Raw genomic sequence first — 24,227 nt, 5'->3', positions numbered from 1 at the left:
CCTGCGGGCCGCCTTTTTTGTCATCCCGTCACCGGCCTCGCCCGCACCCCCGCCATAAACATCGCCGCCAGCGCCGGCGCCTGTTGCGCCAAATCATATGCTTCCGGTTCAACCAGCCATTCATGAATCAAGCCGATCAGATACGCATGCATGGCGTGCATCAAGACATGGCTGTTGGCGTTTTGCGGCAGGTCGCCGCGCGCGATGGCGGCGTTGAAGCGCAGCTGCAATTGCGACATGCACTCGCGCCGCTTTTCGCGGTCGTCGCCGAAAAATAATAAATCCTGATTTTTTTCGCAGCGGTGAAACAAAATTTCAAACATCACGCGCTGGCGCGGGTCGCGCGCCACCAGGATCAAGACTTGTTCCAGCAGGGTTTGCAATGAAGCCAGTGGATCGGTTTGCGCGCTCGCCTCCATTTGCTGCAACAGCGCCTCGTTCGGCGCAAAGGCGCGCTCACGCAGTGCGGCGAATAAGGCTTCTTTGTCTTTGAAATGCCAATACACCGCGCCGCGCGTGACGCCGGCGGCGGCGGCCACATGCGCCAAAGTGGTGTCTTTCACCCCACGCGCGCGGAACTCGCGCTCGGCGGCGTCCAATAGCGCATGATAGGTTTGCAGCGCTTCTTCTTTTGTTTTTCTGACCATACTTCCCTCTGTGTGCGCCTGAGTCCCGGCTGCTTGCAGTTTACACAGTCTGCAACAATCCGCTTAAAATTGGAGACTATACAAACATCCGTGTATGTATATAATAGCACATCGCCTCACGCCACTTCACTTCAGCCGAGGCATTCCAAGGATAGATCCATGTCAAAACAAACTCCTTTCAAGCCCGCCGCCTGGCTCTCGCTGCTGGCGGCTGGTTTGCTCTTGTCCGCCTGTCAAAAACCCGCAGCGCCAGGCCCGGGGCCGGCTCAGATGCCGCCGCCGGATGTGAATGTGGTGCAAGCCAAACTGCAGGCATTGCCGAATAACTATGAATATCCGGGACAAAGCGCCGGCGCGCAGGAAACTGAAGTGCGCGCGCGCGTTTCCGGCATCATCGAACAGCGTTTATATGAAGAAGGTGCGCGGGTGGCGGCTGGCGCGCCGCTGTTCAAACTCGATGCCGACAATTACCGCAATCAATATCAAACCGCGCAAGCCAATCTGTCTCTGGCGGAAGCGCGTCAGCGCCAGGCCAGGCGCGAATTCGAGCGCTTGCAGCCGCTGTTGCAAGATAAAGCAGTCAGCCAGAAAGAGGCGGATGACGCCAAATCCGCGCTGGAAATCGCTGAAGCCGGTTTGCTGCAGGCACGCGCCCAGGCGGCGGATGCGAAACTGAATCTGGAGCGCAGCACCATCACTGCGCCGGTGGCCGGCGTCACCGGCGTGGCTCTGAAAAGCAATGGCAATCTGGTCGGGCCGAACGATGTCTTGACCACCCTGGTGCAAACCGACCCCATGCATATCCATTTCACGCTGCCGGAAAGCGACTGGCTGAGTTTGCAGCGCGAAGCGGCGGCGCAAAAAATTGTGCTGCCCGGCGCGCGCGCCAAAAACGGCAGCCTGCCGTTCACCGTGCAAATCAAATTGGCCGACGGCAGCCTGTATGCGCGCAGCGGCAAAATGAATTTCACCAGTGAAAAAATCAATCCGGCGCATGGCGGCTTTGAAGCGCGCGCGGAAATCCCGAATCCGGATGGCGTTTTGCGCCCCGGCCAATTCGTGCGCGTGCTGCTGCAAGGCGCGCAACGCGCGCAAGCCATCGCCGTGCCGCAGCGCGCGGTGATCGATGGCCCGATGGGCAAGATGGTGTTTGTGGTGGGCAAAGATAATAAATTGCAGCCGCGCCCGGTGCAGGTCGATGGCTGGCAACAGGGTTTGTGGGTGGTCACCAAAGGTTTGCAGGATGGCGATATGGTGATGGCGGATGGCGTGATCAAGGCGCATATTCCAGGCATGCCGGTCAAGCCGCATCTGATTCCGCTGCAAGCCGCGCCTGGCGCACCTGCTGCGGCGGCCCCGGCCAGCGCCGCCGCCAGCGCTAAAGCCAGCGTTGCCGCCAGCGCAGCGCACTGAAGGAGCGCCCATGTTTTCGCGATTTTTTATACAAAGGCCGATCTTCGCCAGCGTGCTGTCGATTTTGATCGTGTTAGCCGGTCTGGCCGCTTTGCGCGTCTTGCCGGTGGAGCGCTATCCCGACATCGCGCCGCCGGTGGTGACAGTCTCGGCCTATTATCCGGGCGCTTCCGCTGAAGTGCTGGAGCGCACCGTGGCTGCGCCGATTGAAGAGCAAATCAATGGCGTGGAAAAAATGTTGTACATGGATTCCACCTCATCCGCTGACGGACGTGTCACCATCAACGTGACATTTGAAGTCGGGACAAACCTCGATATCGCGGCGGTGAATGTCAACAACCGGGTGCGCCAGGCCGACGCCAAATTGCCGCAGGAGGTGCGGCGGCAGGGCGTGACGGTGGCCAAATCCTCCTCCAATTTCCTGGTGGTGGCGGCGCTGTATTCGCCGGATAACCGTTACGACACCCTGTTTTTATCCAACTACGCCACGCAAAACGTATTGGATGCGATCAAACGCATTCCCGGTACGACCAATGTGCAAGTATTCGGTGCGCGCGACTATGCGATGCGGATCTGGCTCAAGCCCGACCGCATGGCGCAACTCGGCGTCACCGTCAATGACATCGCGCAAGCGGTGAATGAACAAAATGCGCAATACGCCGCCGGTAAAATCGGCGCCCCGCCGGATGCCGGCGGAGAGCTGACTATGACCGTCACCGCGCGCGGGCGCTTGCAGGAACCTGCGGAATTTGAAAACATTTTGATCAAATCCCAGCCCGGCGGCGCGGCGATCCGTGTGCGCGATGTGGCGCGGGTCGAGCTTGGGGCTAAAGATTACAGCCTGATCGGCCGCGTGAATGGCCATCCTTCAGCGAATATCGGCGTGTTTTTGCAAACCGGGGCCAATGCCTTGGAAACCCGGCGCGCAGTTGAGAGCGCGCTGCAGGAATTGAAAGCCAAATTCCCGCCCGGCATGGATTACCAAACACCGTATGACACCACGCCCTTTGTCACCGAGTCGATTGCGGAAGTCTTGAAAACCCTGGGCGAAGCGATGTTGCTGGTGTTTGTGGTGGTCTATGTCTTTCTGCAAAACTGGCGCGCCACCCTGATCCCGACCTTGGCTGTGCCTGTGTCCCTGATCGGAACCATGGCCGGCTTGCACCTGCTCGGTTATTCGATCAATACCCTGACCCTGTTTGGCATGGTGCTGGCAATCGGGATTGTGGTGGATGACGCCATCGTGGTGCTGGAAAACGTCGAACGCCTGATGCATGAAGAAGGCTTGTCACCCACCGAGGCGGCGATCGAAGCGATGCGCGAAGTCACCGGCCCGGTGATTGCGATTGTGCTGGTGCTGACCGCCGCTTTCGGCCCGATTGCCTTCTTAGGCGGCCTGGCCGGCGAGCTGTACCGCCAATTCTCGGTGACGATTTCGATTGCTGTGATTTTGTCCGGCGTAGTGGCGCTGACCCTGACCCCGGCGCTGTGCGCCATGCTCTTAAAACCGGGAACGCGTCATACCAGCGGCATTTTCATGGCCTTCAATCGCTGGTTTGAGCGTGTCACCGCCGGCTATACCCGGGGCGTCGCGTTTTTCCTGCGGCGCGCCGTGCTGGGGCTGTTTTTGTTTGGTCTGATGCTGGCCGCATCCGTCTTCTTGTGGAAAAAAGTGCCGACCGGTCTGGCCCCGGATGAAGATCAGGGCTATTTCATCGGCGCCGCCATCATGCCGGATGGCGCTTCGCTTGAGCGCACCAATCAAATGGTGCAGCAAGTGGAAAAAATCTTTGAAGGCACGCCGGAAATCAAAACCCGCTTCGCCCTGGTCGGCCTCGACTTCCTGGGCGGCGGCGGCATGAAAACTTCCGGCGCCACCATGTTTTTCCCGCTGCAACCCTGGGATCAGCGCAGCAAGGGCGTACAGCAATTGGTGGGCGAGGCGTTTATGAAAACCGGCGGCATTCGTGAAGGCATGCCGATCTTTTTCTCGCCGCCCGCGATTCAGGGACTGGGACAAACCGGCGGCTTTGAGTTTTATCTGCAAAACAAAGGGGAGGGCGGGGTGCGCCGTCTGGCCCAGCTGCTGCAAACCTTTATGGAGGAAGCGAATAAGCAGCCGGAATTGGCCGGCGTGAAAAGCTTATGGCAAGCCAATTCACCGCAATTATTTGTCGATGTGGACAATGAGAAAGCGCGCGCTATGGGCGTGAATCTGGCCGATGTGTACAACACCCTGGCCGCCACCCTGGGCGCATATTACGTAAACGACTTCAATAAAAATGGCCGCACCTACAATGTGCTGCTGCAAGCCGAAGCCGATTACCGCGCCAAGCCGGAAGATATCGGCAAGCTGTTTGTGCGCAGCAATGGCGGCAAAATGATTGCGCTGCAAAGTTTCGCCCAGGTGCGCTTTGTCACCGGGCCGGATTCTGTGCCGCGTTTCAATGGTCTGCCGGCGATCAAACTGCTCGGCAATGCCAAACCGGGTTACAGCTCGGGACAGGCTTTAGCCGCGATGGAACGGGTCGCGCAAAAAGTCTTGCCGGCGGATGTCGGTTATGACTGGGGCGGCGTATCTTTCCAGGAAAAACGCAGCAGCAGCGCCGGCAGTCTGGCGCTGGGGGCCGGCGTGCTGATGATCTTTTTGATTCTGGCCGCACAATATGAACGCTGGTCGCTGCCGTTCTCGGTTTTGCTGGCGATGCCGTTTGGCATTTTCGGCGCCCTGGTCGCGGTGTGGGCGCGCGGCTTCAATAATGATGTGTATTTCCAGATCGGCTTGGTGACACTGCTGGGGCTGGCGGCGAAAAATGCGATTTTGATCGTCGAATTCGCAGTCATGAAAACGCATGAGGGTTTTGCCCCGGCGGCGGCGGCATTGGAAGCGGCGCGCTTGCGTTTCCGGCCGATTTTAATGACTTCGCTGGCCTTCATTTTAGGCGTCGCTCCGCTCGCGTTTTCACACGGGGCCGGTGCGGCGGCGCGCCAGTCGCTGGGCACCGGTGTGCTGGGCGGCATGCTGGGGGCCACCTTCCTGGCGATTTTCTTTGTGCCGCTGTTTTTCAAACTGATTCACGACAGGCGCTTGCGCAGCTTGCCGCAGGATTTTGAACATCCGCAGCACATCACCATAAAAGAGCAACAAAAACAGGAGGCCGACCATGCGTAAAGCGCATTTTGCATCCACCCGTGCGCTAGTCATTGCCCTCAGTTTGGCCCTGAGCGCATGCGCCAGCGCGCCGCACAGCGCCAGCCTGCCGCAATATGAATTACCGGCCTCGCTTGCTCTTGAGGGACAGGGCGCAGCGGACTGGCAGGACTGGGCCGGGATCTGGCAAGACCAGGCATTGCAAGACTTATTGCGCGAAGCGGATGCGCGTAATCAGGATTTGCAACAAGCCGCCGCGCGTCTGGAAGAAGCGCGCGCCGCGTCCCAGGCGGCGCATGCGAATCTGTTTCCGGCGCTGGATCTGTACGCCAATAACAGCCGCACCCGCAGCAGCGCCAACACGGGTCGCCTGCCCGCCGGGGCCAAACTGACCTCGAATGATTTCAATTGGGGTCTGGCGGCCAGTTATGAGCTGGATGTATGGGGGAAATTGGGACAGGCGGATGCCGCCGCGCGGGCGCGCGTGCTGGCGGCCCAGTCCAACCGCGCCGCCGTGCGCATGAGTTTGTACGCGAATGTGGTGCAGCATTATCTGAATTTGCGCGCGCTGGACGCACAATATGCGCTGCTGCAAGCGCTGCACAGTTCGCGCAGCCAGGCCCATGCCGTGCTGCAAAAGCGCTTCGCCGCCGGTTTGGCCAATCAGCTCGAACTCAATCTGGCGCAACAGGAGGTGTTGGCGGCGGCGCAAAGCTTGAGTCAGGCGCAGCAAGCGCGCAGCCAGACCGAGGCCGCGCTGGCCATGCTGGCCGGGCGCTCGCCGGCGCAAATCGCATCGCCGCAAATTGCGCGGGGGGCCGATCTGCCCAGCTTGCTGGCGCGCAGCCGCTTGCCGCAAGACACACCATCCGAGGTTTTGCAAAGGCGGCCTGATGTGCGCGCTGCGCAAGCCGGTTTGCAGGCCGCGCAAGCCGATCTGGCGCAGGCGCGCAGTCTGTATTTTCCCAGTCTGCGCCTGACGGCGGCTTATGGCCGCGAGTCGCGCGAGATGAGCGATTTGTTCAGCCCGTCTTCCATGTTGTGGAATCTGGCGGCGAATCTGACCCAGCCCATATTCCGCAGCGGCAGCATTGATGCGGTGGTGGCTGGCAGCAATGCGCGCCAGCAACAGGCAATCGCGCAATATGCGCAGAGTGTGCAGGCGGCGTTTCGCGATGTGCACGACGCGCTCGGCGCGTATGCCGCCGGCGAGCACAATCTGCTGGCGCAGCAGCAGCGCCATACCCTGGCGCAGCAAAACCGCGCCATGCAGCGCCAGCGCGAGGCGCGCGGTTTGCAATCCGCACTGGAAGCCGCCAACCACGAACGCGACAGCTTGCAAGCGGAACTGGCTTTATTGGAAGCGCAGCGCCAGCAATTGCAAGCCCTGCTCGGGGTGTATCGCGCCCTGGGCGGCGGCGCGGCGTGAACGGGGCGGGCGCGCCGGTTTATCCGGTGCGCGCCCGCTTATGGGGACTGGCAGGATTGATTACTTTGGCTTGCTGTGCAATTTGCCTTGCCGCGCACTGAAAACAGCCACATGTCCCCATTCCTGATTCATATCATCCGCCACCATTTGCAATACAGCTTCCGGCGCCGGTTCGACGCCGAAAAACTCAGCCTTGCCGGAAGCCGCCGCATCATTCAGCCAAAACAGGCAAAACGTGCCGTCGCGCAAATTGATAAACAGCTTGGAGGTATAGCCGCCGCTATGCAGCTGGCTGCGGTCGGCAAACAGATAGTCGCCGCGCACCTCGATCATACCGCCGCCGGCTGCGCGTAAAAATTGCTGGTAAGCCGGGTAGCGGTTTTGCAAAATCGCGCGCAAGCCGTCTTGCACCTGTTTGTCTTTGAAAAACGCGCCAGTGGCGTATTCGCCAGCGTACAGCAGCAAGTCGATATTGTGCGCATGCGGCGCATCCAGCCAGCGCTTGAGTTGCTGAAACGCCTGAATCCTTTGCGCATACAGCATTTGCAGGCAGGCTTGGTTTTTGCACTGATTGCGCTGTTTGAGCCAGGCTTGCTGCCTGGGCATCAGGTCGGGCGCCGCCGCATGCGCGCGCAAAGCATGCCACAGCCGCGCCATGCTTTCATCCTGGCTGGATAATTCCGGTTGGGCGCAAATCATTTTTTCCGCAGGACTGGCGGCGCGCGCGCAGTCAAATGAGGCGGCCTGCGCCACCCCGATGGCCAGTGCGGCGACTGGCAAACACAGATGCCACTTCATGCTTTGATCTCCTCTCAAGCCAGACCGGCAGATGGAGTGTAGCCGTGCTGTGGTGCGGGCGGCAAGTGCAGAGCGAGAAAACCAGGCGCCACTCCGTTTCTCCCTGGAATTGCCCGCAAGCAAACTATGCGGCGCTATAATCCCTGCATGCTCACCACGCCCGTCTCCACCTTATTCGCTGCGCTGTTGCCGGATTGGCCGCAGCACGCGATGTTGCGCCGCATACTTTTGTTGCGCCTGTTTGGCTGGACTTGTCAATTGCTGGCGCTGCTGGCCGCCTGGCGCTGGCTGGGTTTGCGCATGCCGTCCACGCCCTTTGCCGCATTGATTTTGCTGGCGCTGGCCAGCATCGCCGCCACCATCTGGCGTATGCGTCAGCCGCGCCCATTGAGCGAAGGCGGGCTGTTTTTGCAATTTCTGCTCGATCTGCTGTTATACGGCGGCTTGCTGTATTTAAGCGGCGGCGCCACCAATCCCTTTGTTTCCTTTTTACTTGCGCTGTTGGCCTTGGCGGCGGCGATTTTGCCGCCGCGCAGAACGGCGCTGTTGGCTGCGCTGGCGGTCGGCATGTATGCCTTGCTGTGGCGCTTTTATCTGCCGCTGGAATTGGGTAATGGCGAGCTGGCGGTGAAATTGCATCTGGCCGGCATGTGGCTCACTTTCGCCCTCGCGGCGCTGGTGATTTCCTGGTTTGTGGCGCGCATTTCCACCACCTTGCGCATGCGCGACACCCAATTGGCGCAGGCGCGCGAACGGCAGATGCAGCATGCGCAAGTGTTGGCGCTGGCGGCGCAGGCGGCGGGGGCGGCGCATGCGCTCGCCACGCCGCTCTCCACCATTACCTTGCTGGTGGCGGATTTGCGCGAGCAAACCGGCATGAATCCGGCGCTCGCCTGGGTCGAGGCGGATTTGCAATTGATCGAGGCGCAACTCGCTTCCTGTCGGCAGGCTTTGCAGCAAATGCGCGCGCGGCAGGCCAACAACAGCGCGCCGCCGCCGCTGGCGCGCTGGTTGCAAGAATGGCTGGACGCCTGGCGCCTGCTGCATCCGCACGCGCCGCTGGAATTGGATCTGGCGGCGGATTTGCAGCCGGCGCCGCCCTTGAGCGATGCCTGGGCGGTGGCGCAAATTTTGCAAACCCTGCTGGAAAATGCGCAACAAGCCGCACCCGGCAAGCCGCTCATGCTGCAAGTGCGGCGCCAGCAATTGCATGAGAAAGCCGGCCTGAGTTTCACCCTGTCTGATCACGGGCCGGGCATTGCGCCGGAACTCTTACCCTTGCTCGGGCATGCGCCGCTGACCTCCAGCAGCGGCGGGCAGGGAATTGGTTTGTGGCTGGCGGTGGTGGCGGCCAGCCAGATCGGCGCGGAATTGGCCTTTGGCGCGCGGGCCGACGGCAAGCCGGGCGCCTGTGTGCGCTTGTGGTTGAGTGTGCCGTGGGAGGAAAAATGAGGGCGCCCGGGCCTTTGCTGTTATTGGAAGATGATGCGGTGTTTGCGCAAACGCTGGCGCGCAGTCTGGGGCGGCGCGGGTTTGCGGTGCAGATTTGCGCGCAGGGCGCAGCGGCTTTGCAAGCCTGCCACGCACAGCAATTTGATTATCTTTGTTTGGACATGCATCTGGAACAGGATTCCGGCTTGCACTGGCTGCCGCAATTACGCGCCGCCCAGCCGCAGGCGCGGATTGTGATGTTGACCGGCTACGCCAGCATCGCCACCACGGTGCAGGCGATCAAAGCCGGCGCGGATGATTATTTACCCAAGCCGGCCACGCTGGAAGCGATTTTGCACGCCCTGCAAGCTGAGGCGCACAGCCCGCCGGAAGTCGAAGAAGCGCAAACCCCCGCCACCATGAGCGTGCGCCGGCTGGAGTGGGAACACATCCAGCGCGTGCTGGCGGAACACCAGGGCAATATCTCGCAAGCCGCACGCGCGCTGAATATGCACCGCCGCACCTTGCAGCGCAAATTGGGTAAGAAACCGGCGCAGGAGTAGGCCAGCGCTGCGCTGCAGACGACCTGAAAGCCCGCGATGCGCTTTCGATCATGATGCGCTTGACGCAACAGGCGGCTGGAATGTCCTGCTTCAACACAGCCAGTTCCTGCTTGATCTGAAATACTCTCTGTTTCCTCAGAAAATAAATTAAAAAAATGCAATTTTTCCGCAAATTTCTTAAATATTATGCAGGGACAGTATGGCGCCTTGCCCATGCTGGATGAATTGCATTCCGCCTTGCCAGCATAATGGGGCGCGATGGACAAGCCCGCGCGCGCCAACTGGCGCGCGCTGAGAGCAAAAAAGGAGGGTGCAAGGTTCGCGCATTTTGACTGTGTGTGAAGGGAAATGCGCCGAACCGAATTATTTCAAGGCTATTAAACAGTCCCTCAATACCCCACCAAACTCATCAACCACGGCGTGGAGAGCGCCGACAAGCCGGTGGAAATCAAAATCGCACTGGCCACCGGGCCTTCCTGGGCGCCGAATTGGCGCGCCATTAAATACACATTCACGCCAATCGAAATCGAGGCCAGCAAGACCACGGCGGCGGTTTCGGTTTTGCCCAGGCCCAGCCAATAGCACAGCAGCCAGGCGATAAGGGGCTGGGCGACTAATTTCATCACGCTGATTACCAGCGGCAGGCGCCAGTCTTTGCCCATGCCGTATTCCGCCAGCCCCATGCCCAGCGCCAGCAGGGCCAGCGGGGCGGCGCTGGCGCCGATTAGTTGCACGGTGTCGTCCACAACCTTGGGCAAGGGAATGCCGCTCACACCCCACAAACAACCCAGCACAATCGAGCCGACCATGGGATTGCGCACCACATTCCAGACAATCATTTTCAAATCGCCCGGCTTCACCTTGCCACTGCGTGAAATTTCAATCGAAGCGGTGATCATGGTCCACAAAACCAGCGCGTTGAAGACCAGAATCAGCGCGACTGCCGGCATCGCCTGCTCCCCCAGCAGGGTCTTGGTGAGCGGTACGCCCAACATCACATTATTGGAAAACACCCCGCACATGGCGCACACCGCCTGGCTTGCGCCATCGAGTTTGAAGACCTTCCAATACAGCAGGCGGCCCAGCGCAAACAGAATCAGGCAAGAGCCGAAAAACGCCAGCAAGAGACGCCAATCAACCGGCGGCAAGCGGCTTAAATCGCTCATCAAATGAAACAGCATAGCCGGCAGCGCCAGCGTGAACACATAGCGGGACAGGTTTTCTGACATGCTGGCGGGCCAGTTTGCGAATTTCATCACGGCATAGCCTAAAAACACCAGAATGAAGAGGGGCGCGGAGAGCAGAATTTGCTGAATGAGCATAGCGCAGAAAAAACATTGGGCGGGAGTCCTACTTTAGCAGCTTTCCATGCTGGCCGGGATGGCGTTGCGGGCGAAAAAAAACGGGCGCATGCTGGCGCCCGTTTTGATGCAGCATTGCTGTCGCGCTATTTCTTTGTGTCATCCGAGAATTGCAAATCGCCAAACGGACTGCCTTCGTCTTTGGCGGAAGCTTTGCCGGAGGCGCTGGCTGAAGCAGATGCCGAAGCCGAAGCCGATGCCGAAGCAGATGCCGAAGCAGATGCCGAAGACGCCTTGGCCGGTTCAGCATCGCTGGAAAATTCCAGATTGAAGCCGCCGGTGTCGGTTTTGCTATCCGTTTTTTTCTCACCAGGTTTGGCGCTGCTGTCGCTTGGCGCGTCAATCCGCAATTCGATCTGCTCGTTGTGGTTGTCTTTTTTATCCACCGAAACCAGATTCGGGAAAGCAATGATCAGGCCGACCATAATCACCTGAATACAGACAAACGGCACCGCGCCCCAATAGATATCTGAGGTCTTGACTTCTTTCGAGGCCACCGAGCGCAGATAGAACAGGGCGAAACCAAACGGCGGATGCATGAAGGAGGTTTGCATATTCACCCCCAGCAAGACGCCAAACCAGATCAAATCAATGCCCAGCTTTTCCGCCACCGGCCCGACCAGCGGCACCAGGATGAAGGCCAGCTCGAAAAAGTCGAGAAAGAAGGCCAGCACAAAGAACAGAATATTCACCGCGATCAAGAAGCCGATCTGACCGCCCGGCAGCGAGGTCAGCAGATGTTCCACCCACAAATCGCCATTGATGCCACGGAACACCAGACCGAAGACGGTGGAGCCGATCAAAATGAACATCACGAAAGAGGATAAGCGGGTGGTCGATTCCATCGCCTGGGTCAGCAATGACCATTTCAGGCGGCGGTTCATCAGCGCCAGTAAAATCGCGCCGGCAGCGCCCATGCCGCCACCCTCGGTCGGGGTGGCGATGCCTACGAAAATCGTGCCCAGCACCAAAAAGATCAGGGCCAGCGGCGGGATCAGCACAAACACCACTTTTTCCGCCAATCGCGAGAGCAGGCCAAGTTTCAGATAGCGATTCAGCAGCGCTGGCACAAACGCAGCCAGTATGCCTACCGCCATCGAATACACCACCACTTGATCGGTGTGTGCATTTGGATGGCCTTGGGTGTACCACCAGGCAAAGCCCCAGCCGGCGGCGACCGAGGCAATTGTCAACAGCAACAGGGACAGCGTGCCACTGTCGCCATTCGGCTCGCGCAAATTGCGCGCTTCGGGCGGCAATGCCGGTACGGTATGCGGTTTGAAAATCGAGAGCGACAAAATATAGCCGGCATACATCGCCGTCAGCAGCAAGCCGGGTAAAAACGCGGCTTTATACATATCCCCCACCGAGCGCCCGAGCTGATCCGCCATCACGATCAACACCAGCGAAGGCGGAATGATTTGCGCCAGCGTGCCGGAGGCAGCGATGACGCCGGTGGCGACTTTTTTATCATAGCCATAGCGCAACATCACCGGCAGCGAGATCAGGCCCATCGAGATCACCGATGCCGCCACCACGCCGGTGGTCGCGGCCAGTAAGGCGCCGACAAAGATCACGGCATACGCCACGCCGCCGCGCACCGGGCCGAACAGCTGGCCGATGGTGTCCAGCAAATCTTCGGCCATGCCTGAGCGCTCCAGTATCAAGCCCATAAAGGTGAAAAATGGAATCGCCAGCAAGGTGTCATTGCCCAAAATGCCGAAGATGCGGTTGGGCAGGGCTTGCAAGAGTTCAGGTTTGAGCAGGCCCAGCTCAATCCCGACAATGCCGAAAAACAGGCCGTTAGCCGCCAGCGAGAAGGCGACCGGGAAGCCGGACATCAAAAAGATGACCAGCGTGAAAAACATGATAGGGGCGAGGTTCGCCGCGATAAATTCCAGCATGGCAGCCCCTTATTTCAGATTATTGGCGGCTTTGATCGCCGCCACTTCGTCTTCCGGCTTGACTTGCTGCTTGTCAAAGGCGGAGGAATCAATCAAGCCCATCAGATAGGCTGCGCGTTTGATGATTTCCGAGACGCCTTGCAAAGACAGCAGGGCGAAGCCGAAAGGAATCAGCATTTTGGCCGGCCACACGATCAACCCGCCGGCATTGGTGGACAGCTCTTTGCTTTCAAATGAGAGCAGGGCGTAGGGCCAGGAATAATACACAATCAATAAACAGATCGGCATCATGAAAAAGAGGAAGCCGAGCAAATCGATGATGACCTGGGTGCGCTTGGAGAAGCGGCCCACAATGACGTCAATGCGCACATGTTCATCGCGTTTCAAGGTATAGCTGGCCGCGCCTAAAAACATGGCGCCATACAAATACCATTGCAATTCCAGCCAGGCATTTGAGCTGATATTGAAGGCATAGCGCACCAGCGCATTGCCGGTGCAAATGATGACGGCAAGCAGCAGCGCATAGCTGACCAGCTTGCCCAGCGCTTGATTGAGCGCGTCTATCATGCGTGACAGACTCAGGAGTGCTGACATGTACTTCCTCTTTCTGGTGGTGGCGATGATGGGGGCGGCGCGATGTCTGCGCAGCCGGTGTGGTGGCGCGGTATGTTGCTGTCCCCTCTGGCCCAATCCCGGCTGCTCAGCCGGCTTGGGCTTTATTTTCCCGGTTTAGCGGCAAGGCTTCCGGGTTTGCCAAGTATAGGGGATTTGTTCTAAAAAATGCATACATGATGGGTGCGCGCCAGAATCAAGGGGGGAATCAATGAGGTCAAAGCAATGGGGTCAGACTCGATTGATCCCACAAGCTGCCCGCGCGACATCGGGATGGCGTTGCACAACCGTCATGAGGAAGCTGGGAACGTTCGTGAAATCAATGGGGTCAGAATCAATGGGGTCAGACTCGATTGATCCCACAAGCTGCCCCCGCAGAATCAATGGGGTCAGACTCGATTGATCCCACAAGCTGCCCCCGCGACATCGGGATGGCGTCGCAGTCTCTTAGCGAAACTGCTATTTCTACAAATGTACAGCGCACTATTCTCAATATGCTTACTTACCGGCATGGACATTTGATCCCCCACTGCTTTGCTAGACTCTCAGCGCGCCGCGATGTGTAAAAACATTGCCTTCAGCTGTAAGACAAGGAAAATCAATCGAGTCTGACCCCATTGATTCGAGTCTGACCCCATTGATTCCATTGATTTCTCATTGATTTCGTTGTTCGAGGGAGGGAAGCCAAGGGTTTGCGCCCATGCTGTGTGGATGGCTGCCCGGCCAGGCCGCAGGCGTGCGCGCCAGACACGCGCTGGTTTGCGGCCTGCCCGGCTGCGGGGTATCATGTCGGCCATTATCGATTTGGAGAAGTTATGATCACGCTAAGTGTCAAAGACGTTCTGGCCGGCAAGGCGCCGGCTGACAGTGATGTCAAAGTCCAGGGCTGGGTGCGCACCCGGCGCGATTCCAAGGCCGGCATTTCCTTTTTGGCCTTGACGGATGGTTCCTGCTTCAACCCCCTGCAAGTGGTGGCCCCGAATTCCCTCGCCAATTATGAAAGCGAAGTGCTGCACCTGACCGCCGGCGCGTCTTTCATCGCGGTCGGGCGCGTGGTGCCGTCGCAGGGCGGCGGGCAGAGTTTTGAGATGCAGGCTTCCAAGGTGGAGGTGATGGGCTTTGTCGATGATCCCGACACCTATCCTATCCAGCCCAAGCCGCACAGCATGGAGTTTTTGCGCGAAGTGGCGCATTTGCGTCCGCGCACCAATATCATGGGCGCCGTGGCGCGCGTGCGCCATTCGATTGCGCAGGCGATTCACCGCTTTTTCCATGAGCAGGATTTCTACTGGGTGAATACGCCGATTCTGACCGCTTCCGATTGCGAGGGCGCAGGCGAGATGTTCCGCGTTTCCACGCTGGATATGATGAATTTCCCGCGTACCCCGGAAGGCAAGCCGGATTTCTCGCAAGACTTCTTTGGCCGTGAAACCTTCCTCACCGTGTCCGGCCAGCTGAATGTGGAAACGTATTGCATGGCCTTGTCCAAGGTGTACACCTTTGGCCCGACCTTCCGCGCGGAAAACTCCAACACCAGCCGCCATCTGGCCGAATTCTGGATGATTGAGCCGGAAATCGCCTTTGCCGATCTGGCGCAAAATGCGGATCTGGCCGAAGCGATGTTGAAATATGTGTTCAAGGCTGTGCTCAATGAGCGCGCGGACGATATGGCCTTCTTTGATGAGCGGGTGGAGAAGGGCTTGATCGCCAAGCTGCAGGGCATTATCGACAAGCCGTTTGTGCGCATGGATTACACCGATGCGATTGAGATTTTGCAAAAATCCGGGCAGAAATTTGAATATCCGGTGGCTTGGGGCGTGGATCTGCAGTCCGAGCATGAGCGCTTCCTGGCGGAAAAATATGTGAATGGCCCGCTGGTGCTGCAAAACTATCCGAAGGAAATCAAATCCTTTTATATGCGCTTGAATGACGATGGCAAAACCGTGGCGGCGATGGACGTGCTGGCCCCCGGCATCGGTGAAATCATCGGCGGTTCGCAGCGTGAAGAGCGTTTGGATGTGCTGGACGAGCGCATGGCGGCGATTGGCCTGGCGAAAGAGCCGTATTACTGGTACCGCGACCTGCGCCGCTACGGTACGGTGCCGCATGCCGGTTTCGGTCTCGGCTTTGAGCGTGCGGTGTCGTATATCACCGGCGTTTCAAATGTGCGCGATGTGATCCCGTTCCCGCGCACGCCGGGCAATGTGCGCTTCTGAGCGGACTTGATTCCTGTGTCCCCGCTGCGGCGGGGATTTTTTTGCCTGCCCGCGACAGACGCAATAAAAAAGCCACGGCATGCCGTGGCTTTTTTGCGGGCTGAACATAGAATCAGCCGCCGCGTCGCATCAAATCGAAGAACTCGGCGTTGTTCTTGGTGGCCTTCATCTTGTCGAGGATGAATTCCATCGCTTCGATTTCGTCCATGCCGTACAGCAGCTTGCGCAAAATCCAGATTTTTTGCAGCTGGTCCGGTTTGATCAGCAACTCTTCGCGGCGGGTGCCGGATTTGTTCAGATTGATCGCCGGGTACACGCGCTTTTCCGCCAGACGGCGTTCCAGGTGCACTTCCATATTGCCGGTGCCCTTGAATTCTTCGTAAATCACATCATCCATGCGGCTGCCGGTTTCGATCAGCGCGGTGGCGATGATGGTCAGCGAGCCGCCTTCTTCGATATTGCGCGCGGCGCCGAAGAAGCGTTTCGGACGTTGCAGCGCATTCGCGTCCACACCGCCGGTCAGCACTTTGCCGGACGCCGGGATCACGGTGTTGTAAGCGCGCGCCAGACGGGTGATGGAGTCCAGCAAAATCACCACGTCTTTTTTCATTTCCACCAGGCGCTTGGCTTTTTCCAGCACCATTTCGGCGACTTGAACGTGACGCGTGGCCGGTTCGTCGAAGGTGGAAGCAACCACTTCGCCGCGCACCGAGCGCTGCATCTCTGTCACTTCTTCCGGACGTTCGTCAATCAGCAGCACAATCAGGGTGATGTCAGGATGATTGGCGGTGATGGCGTGCGCCAGATGTTGCAGGATCACCGATTTACCGGATTTGGGCGAGGCCACCAGCAAACCGCGCTGACCTTTACCAATCGGGGCGATCAGATCGATGATGCGGCCGGTGATGTTTTCCTGGCCGCTGATTTCACGCTCCAGACGCAACGGCGTATTCGGATGCAGCGGCGTCAGGTTTTCAAACAGAATCCGGTGCTTCGACGATTCCGGCGATTCACCATTGACCTTGTCCACCTTGACCAGGGCGAAATAACGTTCGCCATCTTTCGGCGTGCGCACTTCACCTTCGACCGAATCGCCGGTATGCAGGTTGAAGCGGCGGATTTGCGACGGCGAGATATAAATGTCATCGGTGGACGCCATATAGCTCGCATCGGGCGAGCGCAGGAAGCCGAAACCGTCCGGCAAGACTTCAAGTGCGCCGTCGCCGAAGATCTGCTCGCCAGCCTTGGCGCGCTTCTTCAGGATCGCAAACATCAGTTCCTGCTTGCGCATGCGCGCGGCGTTGTCGATGTCGAGGCTGATGGCCATTTCCAGCAGGGCGGAAACGTGCAAGGCCTTTAATTCAGATAAGTGCATGGTGTATGTTATTTCAATCCAGATGTCCCGGTCGGGATGGGGTGGTCATCCGGCATGCCGGACGACGGCAGGCGGCGCTTTGCGCCGCCCCTTTCCTGCCATCAAATATTGGTATCGATGAAGGCAGTTAGTTGTGGTTTGGCCAGTGCGCCCACTTTTTGCGCCACTTGCGCGCCGTTTTTAAACAGAATCAAGGTGGGGATGCCGCGCACGCCGTATTTCATGGAAGTGCTCGGATTGGCTTCCACATCCAGCTTGACGATAGTCAGGCGGCCTGCGTATTCAGTGGCGACGGCTTCGAGGATAGGCGCGATCTGTTTGCAGGGACCGCACCACTCTGCCCAGAAGTCAACCAGCACAGCGCCGTCAGATTTCAAAACGTCCTGCTCGAAAGAGGCATCCGTAATATGTTTGATCAGAGTACTCATATTTCCCTTGTAGATAAGCTAGGTGTCGAGGAATGCCGTTGTTGGTCCCTGTTTTGTGCAGCGCTGCAGGCGCTGAAACGCCAGCCTATCGCCGCACATGGCGGACAGACCCACCGATTTGCAGGAGCCTGTCGGCGCGTTTGGCAAGCGTGGCGACCGGGGGCGGGGGCGCGCCGTGAAACCGGCAAGCTCAAATTCAGCTGCTTGCCGCGGGCTGCCGGAAAAACCGGATCCGCCTTCGATATGCTCAGTGTACTCATTCTGCCTCGTGCTGCGCGTTATGACAATGCTCCAGGTCTGAGACAATCGGTCTGATGCACAGGTGCCTGTTTGCGTTGCGCATTGCGCCGGATTGCCTGGATGCAAGCTTCGCCAGAGTACGGCAAAAAACCTGCCGGACGGCAACACCCGGCACACATCGCGGAATAATACCCTATTTTGTACTTTTGTGTGAACCGCTTGCAGGAAATCAAATCGCTTTGTCAGGCTTGGCGCCGGGCGGGTTTGCGCGTTTTATGCGGCGTTTGTGCTGCTTTGTTGCTGCTTTGTTGCTGCGTCTCGCTTACAATCCCGGCTGCGGCGATGAAGGCCGCGCGAGCCGGGGATAATGGAATAGCATGGTGGCAGAGGCAAAAAGCGGGGACAAAACTCCGCGCACATTGTGGATTACGGCAGGCGCGCAATTCTGGCCGCAGGCCCTGGCGCATTTGCAGGCGCTGGGCGATCTGGCGCAGATGCAAATCATTGTGCCGGCCTACTCGCATGCGCAGGCTTTCAAGCAGGAATTGGCGCGTCAGGCCGGCCCCGCCTGTCTGCGTCTGCCGCGCATCAACACCCTGGACGGCTGGCTTTCTTTGCAAGGCAGGCCGGAGGCGGCGCAAGGCGGGGTGCAGCGCATGCTGCAGTTATATGCCGGGTTGCGCAAGCATGCATGGCTGGCGCAATTATTCGCCGCGCATCACAACACCGACTTGCTGCCCCTGGCCCAGCTGTTACTTACGCTATCAGATGAATTGACCACAGCGCACTTGCCGCGCATTGAAAAGTCACGCGCCCAGGCAGGTTTGTGCTGGGAGCAGGCGCTGGCCCAGTTGCCGCCTTCCAGTCGCGAATTGCTGTCGCAGGAAGCGCAATTGGTGTGGGCGATCTGGCAAAGCCAGTTGGATGAGGAGGATGCGCTGGTGCAGCGCCACCGCCGTTTGCAGGCGGCGGCGCGGCGCGCGCGGCAAACCCTGGTGTGGATCAGCCCGGAAGCGCCGTCGGCGATTGAGCAAGCTTTTTTGGATGCCTGGGCGCGCCATGCCCGCGTCTTGCTCTTATTATCAGATTGGCGCGCCGCCAGCGTGCCGCCCTTGCTGGCGCAAGCCTGGCCGGAAATGCTGGAGCACAGCGCGCGCCCGGATTTGTTCGCGGATGCGCCGCCGCCGCCAAACGACGATGTGTTGCAGCATGTGCGCCTGTATCCGGCGCACAGTCTGGAGGCGGAAGCGCAAGCCGGGGCGCAGGCGATTTTTGACTGGCTGCAAGCCGGCCTGCAGAAAATCGCCATCATCGCCCAGGAACGGGTGGCGGCGCGCCGCATCGCCGCTTTGCTGGCGCGCGCCGGGATTCAGGTGGCGGATGAAACCGGCTGGAAACTCTCGACCACGCGCGCGGCGGCGGCTTTGATGGCCTGGCTGGATCTGGTGGCCGGGCAATGCGACAGCCTGACTTTGCTGGAGTTATTAAAGTCGCCCTTTGTGCGTCTGCGCGAAGATGAAAACCGCAGCCAGGCTGAAATCATCTGGCAGATTGAACAAGCTTTGCGGCGCGCCAATGTCACACGCGGCTGGGACATGGCCTTGCAGGCGCTCAAAGATGCGCCGCTGCCGCCGGCGGCGCGCGATGCGCCTCTGCTGCTGCGCCTCTTGCATAAGCAGGCGGCGCGGCATGCCGGGCGCCACAGCATGCGCGAGTGGGCGCAGATTTTGCGCCAGGCTTTGCGCACTCTGGGCATGCCGGGCGCGTTCGCGCGCGACTTCGCCGGACGCCAGATTTTGCAAGTGCTGGAGCAATGCGAATTGCAAACCGGCGACGATGCGCTCAGTTTTACCGAGTGGCGCGCCATGCTGGCGTTGCAACTCGAAAGCCTGCCCTGCGCCCCGGACAGCGCGGATACGCGGGTCGCGATGCTGCCCTTCAACGGCGCCCGCTTGCGCCAATTTGAGGCTGTGCTGGTGGTCGGCTGCGATGCCGACAATCTGCCCAGCCGCGCGCCTGAAACCCTGTTTTTTGCGAATGCGGTGCGGCGCGAATTGCTGTTGGCCACGCGCGAATCGCGCCAGCGTCAGCAATTGCGTGATTTTTGCGAGATTTTGCTTGGCAATCGCAGTGTGATGCTGTCCTGGCAGGCGCATAAAGACGGTCAGCCGAATCAAGCCAGCCCCTGGCTGCTGCGCTTGCAACTCTGTCTGGCGCAGCAGGGCCGCGCTTTGGAACTGTGGCAGGAAGCGTGGCCGCAGCGCAGCCTGCTGCCGGCGCGGATCGACATGCCGCGCCCGGCCGCCGCGCCGCTGTTGCCGGCGCGCCTGTCGGCCTCGGCCTGCAACAGCCTGTTCGCCTGCCCCTATCAATTTTTCGCCCGTCACATGTTGCGCATCAGTGCGCTGGATGAGTGGGAAGACATGCCATTAAAGCGCGACTTCGGCGACTGGATGCATGAAATTCTGTACCGCTATCATGAAAGTCTGCGTCAGCAGCCGATCGCCGATGTGGCGCAGCGCGCCGCCTTGCTGGCGCAGATCGGCGAAGAAAAATTCGCACAAGAGCGCAGCCGCAATGGCGTGGCGCTGGTGTGGCTGGCGCGCTGGCGGCAAATCATGCCGCGCTATCTGGAATGGCAGGAAAGCGCTGACAGCAGTTATGCCAGCGGCGAAATGCGACTCGAAGCCGCGCTGCCTTGGCCGGGCGGCAGTGTGCAATTGTATGGCCGCATCGACCGTATCGACCATGTGCAGGATGAGGCCGGCAACCGTGGCGCCTTGCTCTTGCTGGACTACAAAACCGGCAACCAGAGCACGCTGAAAAAGAAATTGACGCAACGCGAAGATCAGCAATTGCCGTTTTATGGTTTGCTGGCGCGCGCGCATCAAGACAGCCTCGGCGGCGCGCTGGAAAAAGCCGCCTACCTGGTCTTGCATAAAGAGGAAGTGAAGACCGTGCAATTGGATAAGGACGATTTTGCCGGACATTGCGCCGCGCTGGAGCAACGTTTGTTGCACAGCATGCAAGCGATTCAGCAGGGCGCGCCGCTGCCGGCGCATGGCAGCGGCAGTGTGTGTGAATGGTGTGAAATGCGCGGCTTGTGCCGCAAGGGGGCCTGGTGAGCGCCTTTGAGATCAATGGCGAGCCGGTCAGCCAGGCCGCTTTTACCGCCTGCGCTTGCGATCCGGCGCAGTCGGTGGTGGTGCAGGCCTGCGCCGGCAGCGGCAAAACCTGGTTGCTGGTGGCGCGCATGTTGCGCCTTTTGTTGGCTGGCGCAGCGCCAGCGCAATTGCTGGCGATTACCTTCACACGCAAGGCGGCGCAGGAAATGCGCGAACGCTTATTGCAATTGCTGGAAGAATTGGCGCTGGCGGATGTCGATACTTGCGCTCAGCGTTTGCTTGAGCGCGGTGTGGCGCAAAGCGAATTAGCCCGCCAGATCCCGCTTGCGCAGCAACTCTACGCCAAGGTGCTGGCCAGTCCGCAAGCGCTCTCGATTGACACTTTTCACAGCTGGTTTGCGCGTTTATTGCCGCTCGCGCCGCTGGCTTCCGGCGTGCCGCATGGCTATGGCTTGCTGGAAAATGCCGCGCATTTGATGCGCGAAGCGTTTTCCCTTTGCCTGCAGCGCATTGAGCAGGCTGAGGATGACAGTCTGCGCCAGCATCTGCTGTATTTGTATCAAAGCCAGAACGAAACCGCGCGCGAATTGTTGATGGCGTTTTGCGAGCGGCGCGCCGAATGGTGGGCCTTGCAAATCCATGGTGAAGACCCCTTGCAGCAATTGGCGCAACTGTGCGGCGCGGATGGCGAGCGCGATGCCCGCCTGAGTCTGTGGCAGGATGCGGCCTTGTGTCAGCGTTTGCAGCAAGTTGCGCGTGTGCTGGGGCAGGGCACAGAGCCGAATCAAAGAGCTGCCGTCGCATTGGAAAGCGCGCTTGGCGCCGGGGCGGGACTGGATGCGTTTGACGCGCTGCAGAAAGTGTTTTTGACCACCAAAGGCGAAGCGCGCAAGGCCCCGTCGAATAAACAAATCGCCGCCGCCTTGCCGGGCCTGGGATTTGCCGGCGGCGCGCCTGAATTTGCGCAGGAATGGGAAGCGCTGGCGCAAGTCATGCAGGAATTACAGGCGCGCGCGGCGGAAATCGATGTGCTGGCGCTCAACCGCGCCTTGTTTGCGGTCGGTCATGAATTATTAACGGCGTACCAGGAATTGAAAGCGCGTGAGCGCGTGTTTGATTTCGCTGATCTGGAGTGGCAGGCCTTCCGCCTATTGTCGAATCCCGAATGGTGCGCCTATCTGCACAGCCGCCTGGACATGCGCTACCAGCATATTCTGCTTGACGAATTCCAGGACACCAATCCGCTGCAGTGGAACATCATCTGGTCATGGTTGGAAAACTATGGCGAGGCGGCGGGCCGGCCTTCGGTGTTTATCGTCGGCGATCCCAAGCAATCGATTTACCGTTTCCGCCGCGCCGAGCCGCGCGTGTTCATGAGCGCCAGCGCGCGCTTGCAGGAACTCGGGGCGCAGGTCTTGCGCACTAATCAAACCCGGCGCAACAGCCAGGCCGTGCTGCAAGCCTTGAATCAGAGCATGAGCGGGATCAATCCTTTGTTTGAAGCGCAAAGCTCTTTCGCCAGCGATGCCGGCGGGGCCTGGCGCCTGCCGCTGGCGCAGGGCGCGGTGGAAGAGGGCGACACGCCGGCGGCGCCGGCAGCGCCTCAGAGCGGGGATTTGCGCGATCCGCTCACGCAAGCTGTGCCGGAAGTGGAAAACCTGGCGCGCCTGCATGAGGGCAGGGCGGTGGCGCAAGCCTTGCTCGATTTGCGCACCCAATACGGGTTGCCCTGGCGCGAAATGATGTTGCTGGTCAGAAAGCGCACCCATTTGCATGCCTATGAAAGTGCGCTGCGTGCGGCTGGCATTCCTTTTGTTTCAGACCGGCGCGGCGGCTTGCTGCAGGCGCAGGAAGTGGCGGATTTAATCGCCTTGCTGAGTTTCCTGGCCACACCGTCTGATGATTGCGCGCTGGCGCATATTTTGAAAAGTCCGCTGTTTGGCGCCAGCGATCAGGACTTGATGCGCTTAGCGCAAGCCGCCCCTGAATTGCGCTGGTGGCAGCGCCTGAGTTTATTGGGGCCGCAGCTGGATGCTGACAGCGCACTGGGCCGCGCGCATACGCTGCTGGCCGCCTGGCTGGCGGCGGCGCCCGGCATGGCGGTGCATGATTTACTCGACGCCATCATGCATCAAGGCGATGTGCTGGCGCGCTATCTGCAGACGGCCCCGGCCAGCGCGCGACGCCAGAGCGTGGCCAATCTGGAAGCCTTCATCAGCCTGGCCTTGCAGCAAGACGGCGCGCGCTATCCCGGCTTGCAAAAATTCATCGCCGCGCTTGCCGCCTGGCGGCAGAGCGAAGAAAACGAAGCGCCCGACGCCGCCCATGCCGACGCCGCGCAAGACGCGGTGCGGATTTTGACGATTCACGCCAGCAAGGGCCTGGAAGCTGATCTGGTGGTTTTGCTCGACGCCGCACACAGCAAGAGCGCGCAAGACAACAGCGGGATTTTGTGCGACTGGCCGCAAGATGCGCAGGCGCCCAACCACTTTTCCGCGTTTGGCCGGCGCGCCGAGCGCGGCTTGGCGCGCCAGGCCTTGTTTGCGCAGGAAGAAGCGTTCAGCGTGCAAGAAGATTGGAATCTTTTATATGTGGCGCTGACGCGCGCGCGCCGCTTTTTGCTGCTGTCCGGCGTGGCGGACAAGGCCCGCACTGACAGCTGGTATCAGCGTTTGCAACACCTGGCAGAATGGCCGCAGGCTGCCGCCAGCGCCGCCCTGGCCGCGCCGCAGGAAGCGGAATTCGTCTGGCCGTTGTTTGCCGCGCCGCAACTCGCTGCGCGCGCCGCCGCCGCGCCGCCGCCGGAGTGGCTCGATGCGGAAGAGGAAGAAGAAACAGACGAAGATGCGCAATTGGCCGCCAGTCATGCCCTGCCCAGTCTGGCGCAGGAAGAGGGGATCGCCTTGCATGCCCTGTTGGAACGCCTGACCGGGGGCGCGGATTGGCCGCCCGCCTGGCCCCAGGCGGAACAGTTGGCGCAATGGCTGCCCTGCAAGCTCAGTGTCGCGCGCAAAGTCTTGCGTCAGGCGCGCAACATTTTGCAAGCCCCGCAATTGCAGCGTTTTTTTGATCCCGCCGCCTTTATCAGCGCGGAAAATGAATTGGAAATTCTGGCCGACGGCCAGGTGCACCGGCTCGACCGGCTGGTGGTGGCGCAGGACGCGGTGTGGGTGCTGGACTATAAGCGCAAACTCGGCCCCGTGATGGCGCCGGAACATCGCCAGCAGCTCATGCAATATCGCGCTTTGGCGCAAGCCTTGTATCCACACAGCAAGGTGTGCTGCGCCTTGATCGGCGCGGATGGCGATTGGCGTGTGCTGGAGGCATAAATCACACAGTTTGATGCGCAAAAACGGGCAGTTGCGGTAAAGCAGCGCATAATTACCGCTTCGTCAGCGCCAGTCCTGCGTCAGATTTGGCGAGAGTCTCAGCAAAACCTGCACCCTTGTTTCGAGTTTGCGCCAGGATTCTCATATAGTGACAGACTGCCAATCTCCACATCATATTTGCAAAGGAGTCAGTACCATGAATCGC

General features: G+C 59.6%; 15 protein-coding genes. 8 read left to right on the top strand and 7 right to left on the bottom strand.

Translation table 11 applies throughout. From position 1 onward, the window contains the following. Window positions 1–20 precede the first annotated feature (20 nt). Window positions 21–647 (bottom strand): TetR family transcriptional regulator, encoded by a 627-nt coding sequence (locus V8J88_RS15880; RefSeq protein ID WP_338845174.1) that lies wholly within the window; start codon window positions 645–647, stop codon window positions 21–23. 159 nt (window positions 648–806) lie between these two features. Here V8J88_RS15880 and V8J88_RS15875 point away from each other — a divergent pair, with 159 nt between their 5' ends. The 3 genes from V8J88_RS15875 to V8J88_RS15865 are packed head-to-tail and all read left to right on the top strand — an operon-like array spanning window position 807 to window position 6,640. Then, on the top strand, window positions 807–2,060 hold the full coding sequence (locus V8J88_RS15875; protein WP_338845173.1) for an efflux RND transporter periplasmic adaptor subunit: 1,254 nt from the start codon (window positions 807–809) through the stop codon (window positions 2,058–2,060). Window positions 2,061–2,070: 10 nt separating this feature from the next. Next, entirely contained in the window at window positions 2,071–5,232 is a 3,162-nt protein-coding gene (locus V8J88_RS15870) for a multidrug efflux RND transporter permease subunit (RefSeq protein ID WP_338845172.1), read from the top strand. After that, window positions 5,225–6,640: an efflux transporter outer membrane subunit gene (locus tag V8J88_RS15865; protein WP_338845171.1), complete on the top strand. Its 1,416-nt coding sequence runs from the start codon at window positions 5,225–5,227 to the stop codon at window positions 6,638–6,640. Before V8J88_RS15870 ends, V8J88_RS15865 begins: the two co-directional genes overlap by 8 nt. 60 nt (window positions 6,641–6,700) lie before the next feature. Here the strand turns inward: V8J88_RS15865 and V8J88_RS15860 are convergent, their stop codons facing one another. Beyond that, a complete protein-coding gene (locus V8J88_RS15860) occupies window positions 6,701–7,438 on the bottom strand; it encodes a hypothetical protein (protein ID WP_338845170.1) in 738 nt (245 codons plus the stop codon). Between the two features lie 147 nt (window positions 7,439–7,585). On the opposite strand from V8J88_RS15860, the gene V8J88_RS15855 reads away from it, so the two are divergent. Together V8J88_RS15855 and V8J88_RS15850 are read left to right on the top strand one after the other, a co-directional pair. After that, a complete protein-coding gene (locus tag V8J88_RS15855) occupies window positions 7,586–8,890 on the top strand; it encodes an ATP-binding protein (RefSeq protein ID WP_338845168.1) in 1,305 nt (434 codons plus the stop codon). Further along, complete coding sequence (locus V8J88_RS15850) at window positions 8,887–9,432, top strand: response regulator transcription factor (protein ID WP_338845167.1); 546 nt, start codon at window positions 8,887–8,889, stop codon at window positions 9,430–9,432. Before V8J88_RS15855 ends, V8J88_RS15850 begins: the two co-directional genes overlap by 4 nt. 389 nt (window positions 9,433–9,821) lie before the next feature. Here V8J88_RS15850 and V8J88_RS15845 read toward each other — a convergent pair whose 3' ends face one another. The 3 genes from V8J88_RS15845 to V8J88_RS15835 all read right to left on the bottom strand — a co-directional run bounded on the left by V8J88_RS15845 (window position 9,822) and on the right by V8J88_RS15835 (window position 13,291). After that, a complete protein-coding gene (locus tag V8J88_RS15845) occupies window positions 9,822–10,754 on the bottom strand; it encodes an AEC family transporter (RefSeq protein ID WP_338845166.1) in 933 nt (310 codons plus the stop codon). Window positions 10,755–10,879: 125 nt separating this feature from the next. Next, window positions 10,880–12,697 carry a TRAP transporter large permease subunit gene (locus V8J88_RS15840; protein WP_338845165.1) on the bottom strand — a complete coding sequence of 606 codons (1,818 nt, stop codon included), beginning with the start codon at window positions 12,695–12,697 and terminating at the stop codon, window positions 10,880–10,882. A gap of 9 nt (window positions 12,698–12,706) precedes the next feature. Then, window positions 12,707–13,291 carry a TRAP transporter small permease subunit gene (locus tag V8J88_RS15835; protein ID WP_338845163.1) on the bottom strand — a complete coding sequence of 195 codons (585 nt, stop codon included), beginning with the start codon at window positions 13,289–13,291 and terminating at the stop codon, window positions 12,707–12,709. An 833-nt stretch (window positions 13,292–14,124) separates the two neighbouring features. Here V8J88_RS15835 and asnS point away from each other — a divergent pair. Next, the gene (gene asnS, locus V8J88_RS15830; RefSeq protein ID WP_338845162.1) at window positions 14,125–15,525 is read left to right on the top strand and encodes an asparagine--tRNA ligase; all 1,401 of its coding nucleotides are present in this window, start codon (window positions 14,125–14,127) and stop codon (window positions 15,523–15,525) included. A gap of 112 nt (window positions 15,526–15,637) precedes the next feature. Here asnS and rho read toward each other — a convergent pair whose 3' ends face one another. Together rho and trxA are read right to left on the bottom strand one after the other, a co-directional pair. Further along, window positions 15,638–16,900: a transcription termination factor Rho gene (gene rho / locus V8J88_RS15825; RefSeq protein ID WP_338845161.1), complete on the bottom strand. Its 1,263-nt coding sequence runs from the start codon at window positions 16,898–16,900 to the stop codon at window positions 15,638–15,640. Window positions 16,901–17,001: 101 nt separating this feature from the next. Continuing rightward, on the bottom strand, window positions 17,002–17,328 hold the full coding sequence (trxA, locus tag V8J88_RS15820) for a thioredoxin TrxA (RefSeq protein WP_338845160.1): 327 nt from the start codon (window positions 17,326–17,328) through the stop codon (window positions 17,002–17,004). A gap of 617 nt (window positions 17,329–17,945) precedes the next feature. Here trxA and V8J88_RS15815 point away from each other — a divergent pair. Next, window positions 17,946–20,693, top strand: coding sequence for a PD-(D/E)XK nuclease family protein (locus V8J88_RS15815; RefSeq protein ID WP_338845159.1), 2,748 nt, complete (start codon window positions 17,946–17,948; stop codon window positions 20,691–20,693). Continuing rightward, entirely contained in the window at window positions 20,690–24,022 is a 3,333-nt protein-coding gene (locus V8J88_RS15810) for a UvrD-helicase domain-containing protein (protein ID WP_338845158.1), read from the top strand. Before V8J88_RS15815 ends, V8J88_RS15810 begins: the two co-directional genes overlap by 4 nt. Window positions 24,023–24,227 lie beyond the last annotated feature (205 nt).

This window comes from Massilia sp. W12 (assembly GCF_037300705.1).
Taxonomy (GTDB): domain Bacteria; phylum Pseudomonadota; class Gammaproteobacteria; order Burkholderiales; family Burkholderiaceae_D; genus JACPVY01.
The sequence above is the reverse complement of the archived record's forward strand: the minus strand, read 5'-3'. Positions and strand labels throughout refer to the sequence as shown.

Excerpts from the sequence above, each read along its gene's own strand:
- V8J88_RS15875 (WP_338845173.1), top strand. The coding sequence starts at position 807 with ATGTCAAAACAAACTCCTTTCAAGCCCGCCGCCTGGCTCTCGCTGCTG.
- V8J88_RS15840 (WP_338845165.1), bottom strand. The coding sequence starts at position 12,697 with ATGCTGGAATTTATCGCGGCGAACCTCGCCCCTATCATGTTTTTCACG.
- V8J88_RS15870 (WP_338845172.1), top strand. The coding sequence starts at position 2,071 with ATGTTTTCGCGATTTTTTATACAAAGGCCGATCTTCGCCAGCGTGCTG.
- V8J88_RS15880 (WP_338845174.1), bottom strand. The coding sequence starts at position 647 with ATGGTCAGAAAAACAAAAGAAGAAGCGCTGCAAACCTATCATGCGCTA.
- V8J88_RS15855 (WP_338845168.1), top strand. The coding sequence starts at position 7,586 with ATGCTCACCACGCCCGTCTCCACCTTATTCGCTGCGCTGTTGCCGGAT.
- V8J88_RS15865 (WP_338845171.1), top strand. The coding sequence starts at position 5,225 with ATGCGTAAAGCGCATTTTGCATCCACCCGTGCGCTAGTCATTGCCCTC.
- V8J88_RS15860 (WP_338845170.1), bottom strand. The coding sequence starts at position 7,438 with ATGAAGTGGCATCTGTGTTTGCCAGTCGCCGCACTGGCCATCGGGGTG.
- rho (WP_338845161.1), bottom strand. The coding sequence starts at position 16,900 with ATGCACTTATCTGAATTAAAGGCCTTGCACGTTTCCGCCCTGCTGGAA.
- V8J88_RS15850 (WP_338845167.1), top strand. The coding sequence starts at position 8,887 with ATGAGGGCGCCCGGGCCTTTGCTGTTATTGGAAGATGATGCGGTGTTT.
- trxA (WP_338845160.1), bottom strand. The coding sequence starts at position 17,328 with ATGAGTACTCTGATCAAACATATTACGGATGCCTCTTTCGAGCAGGAC.
- V8J88_RS15815 (WP_338845159.1), top strand. The coding sequence starts at position 17,946 with ATGGTGGCAGAGGCAAAAAGCGGGGACAAAACTCCGCGCACATTGTGG.
- V8J88_RS15835 (WP_338845163.1), bottom strand. The coding sequence starts at position 13,291 with ATGTCAGCACTCCTGAGTCTGTCACGCATGATAGACGCGCTCAATCAA.
- V8J88_RS15845 (WP_338845166.1), bottom strand. The coding sequence starts at position 10,754 with ATGCTCATTCAGCAAATTCTGCTCTCCGCGCCCCTCTTCATTCTGGTG.
- asnS (WP_338845162.1), top strand. The coding sequence starts at position 14,125 with ATGATCACGCTAAGTGTCAAAGACGTTCTGGCCGGCAAGGCGCCGGCT.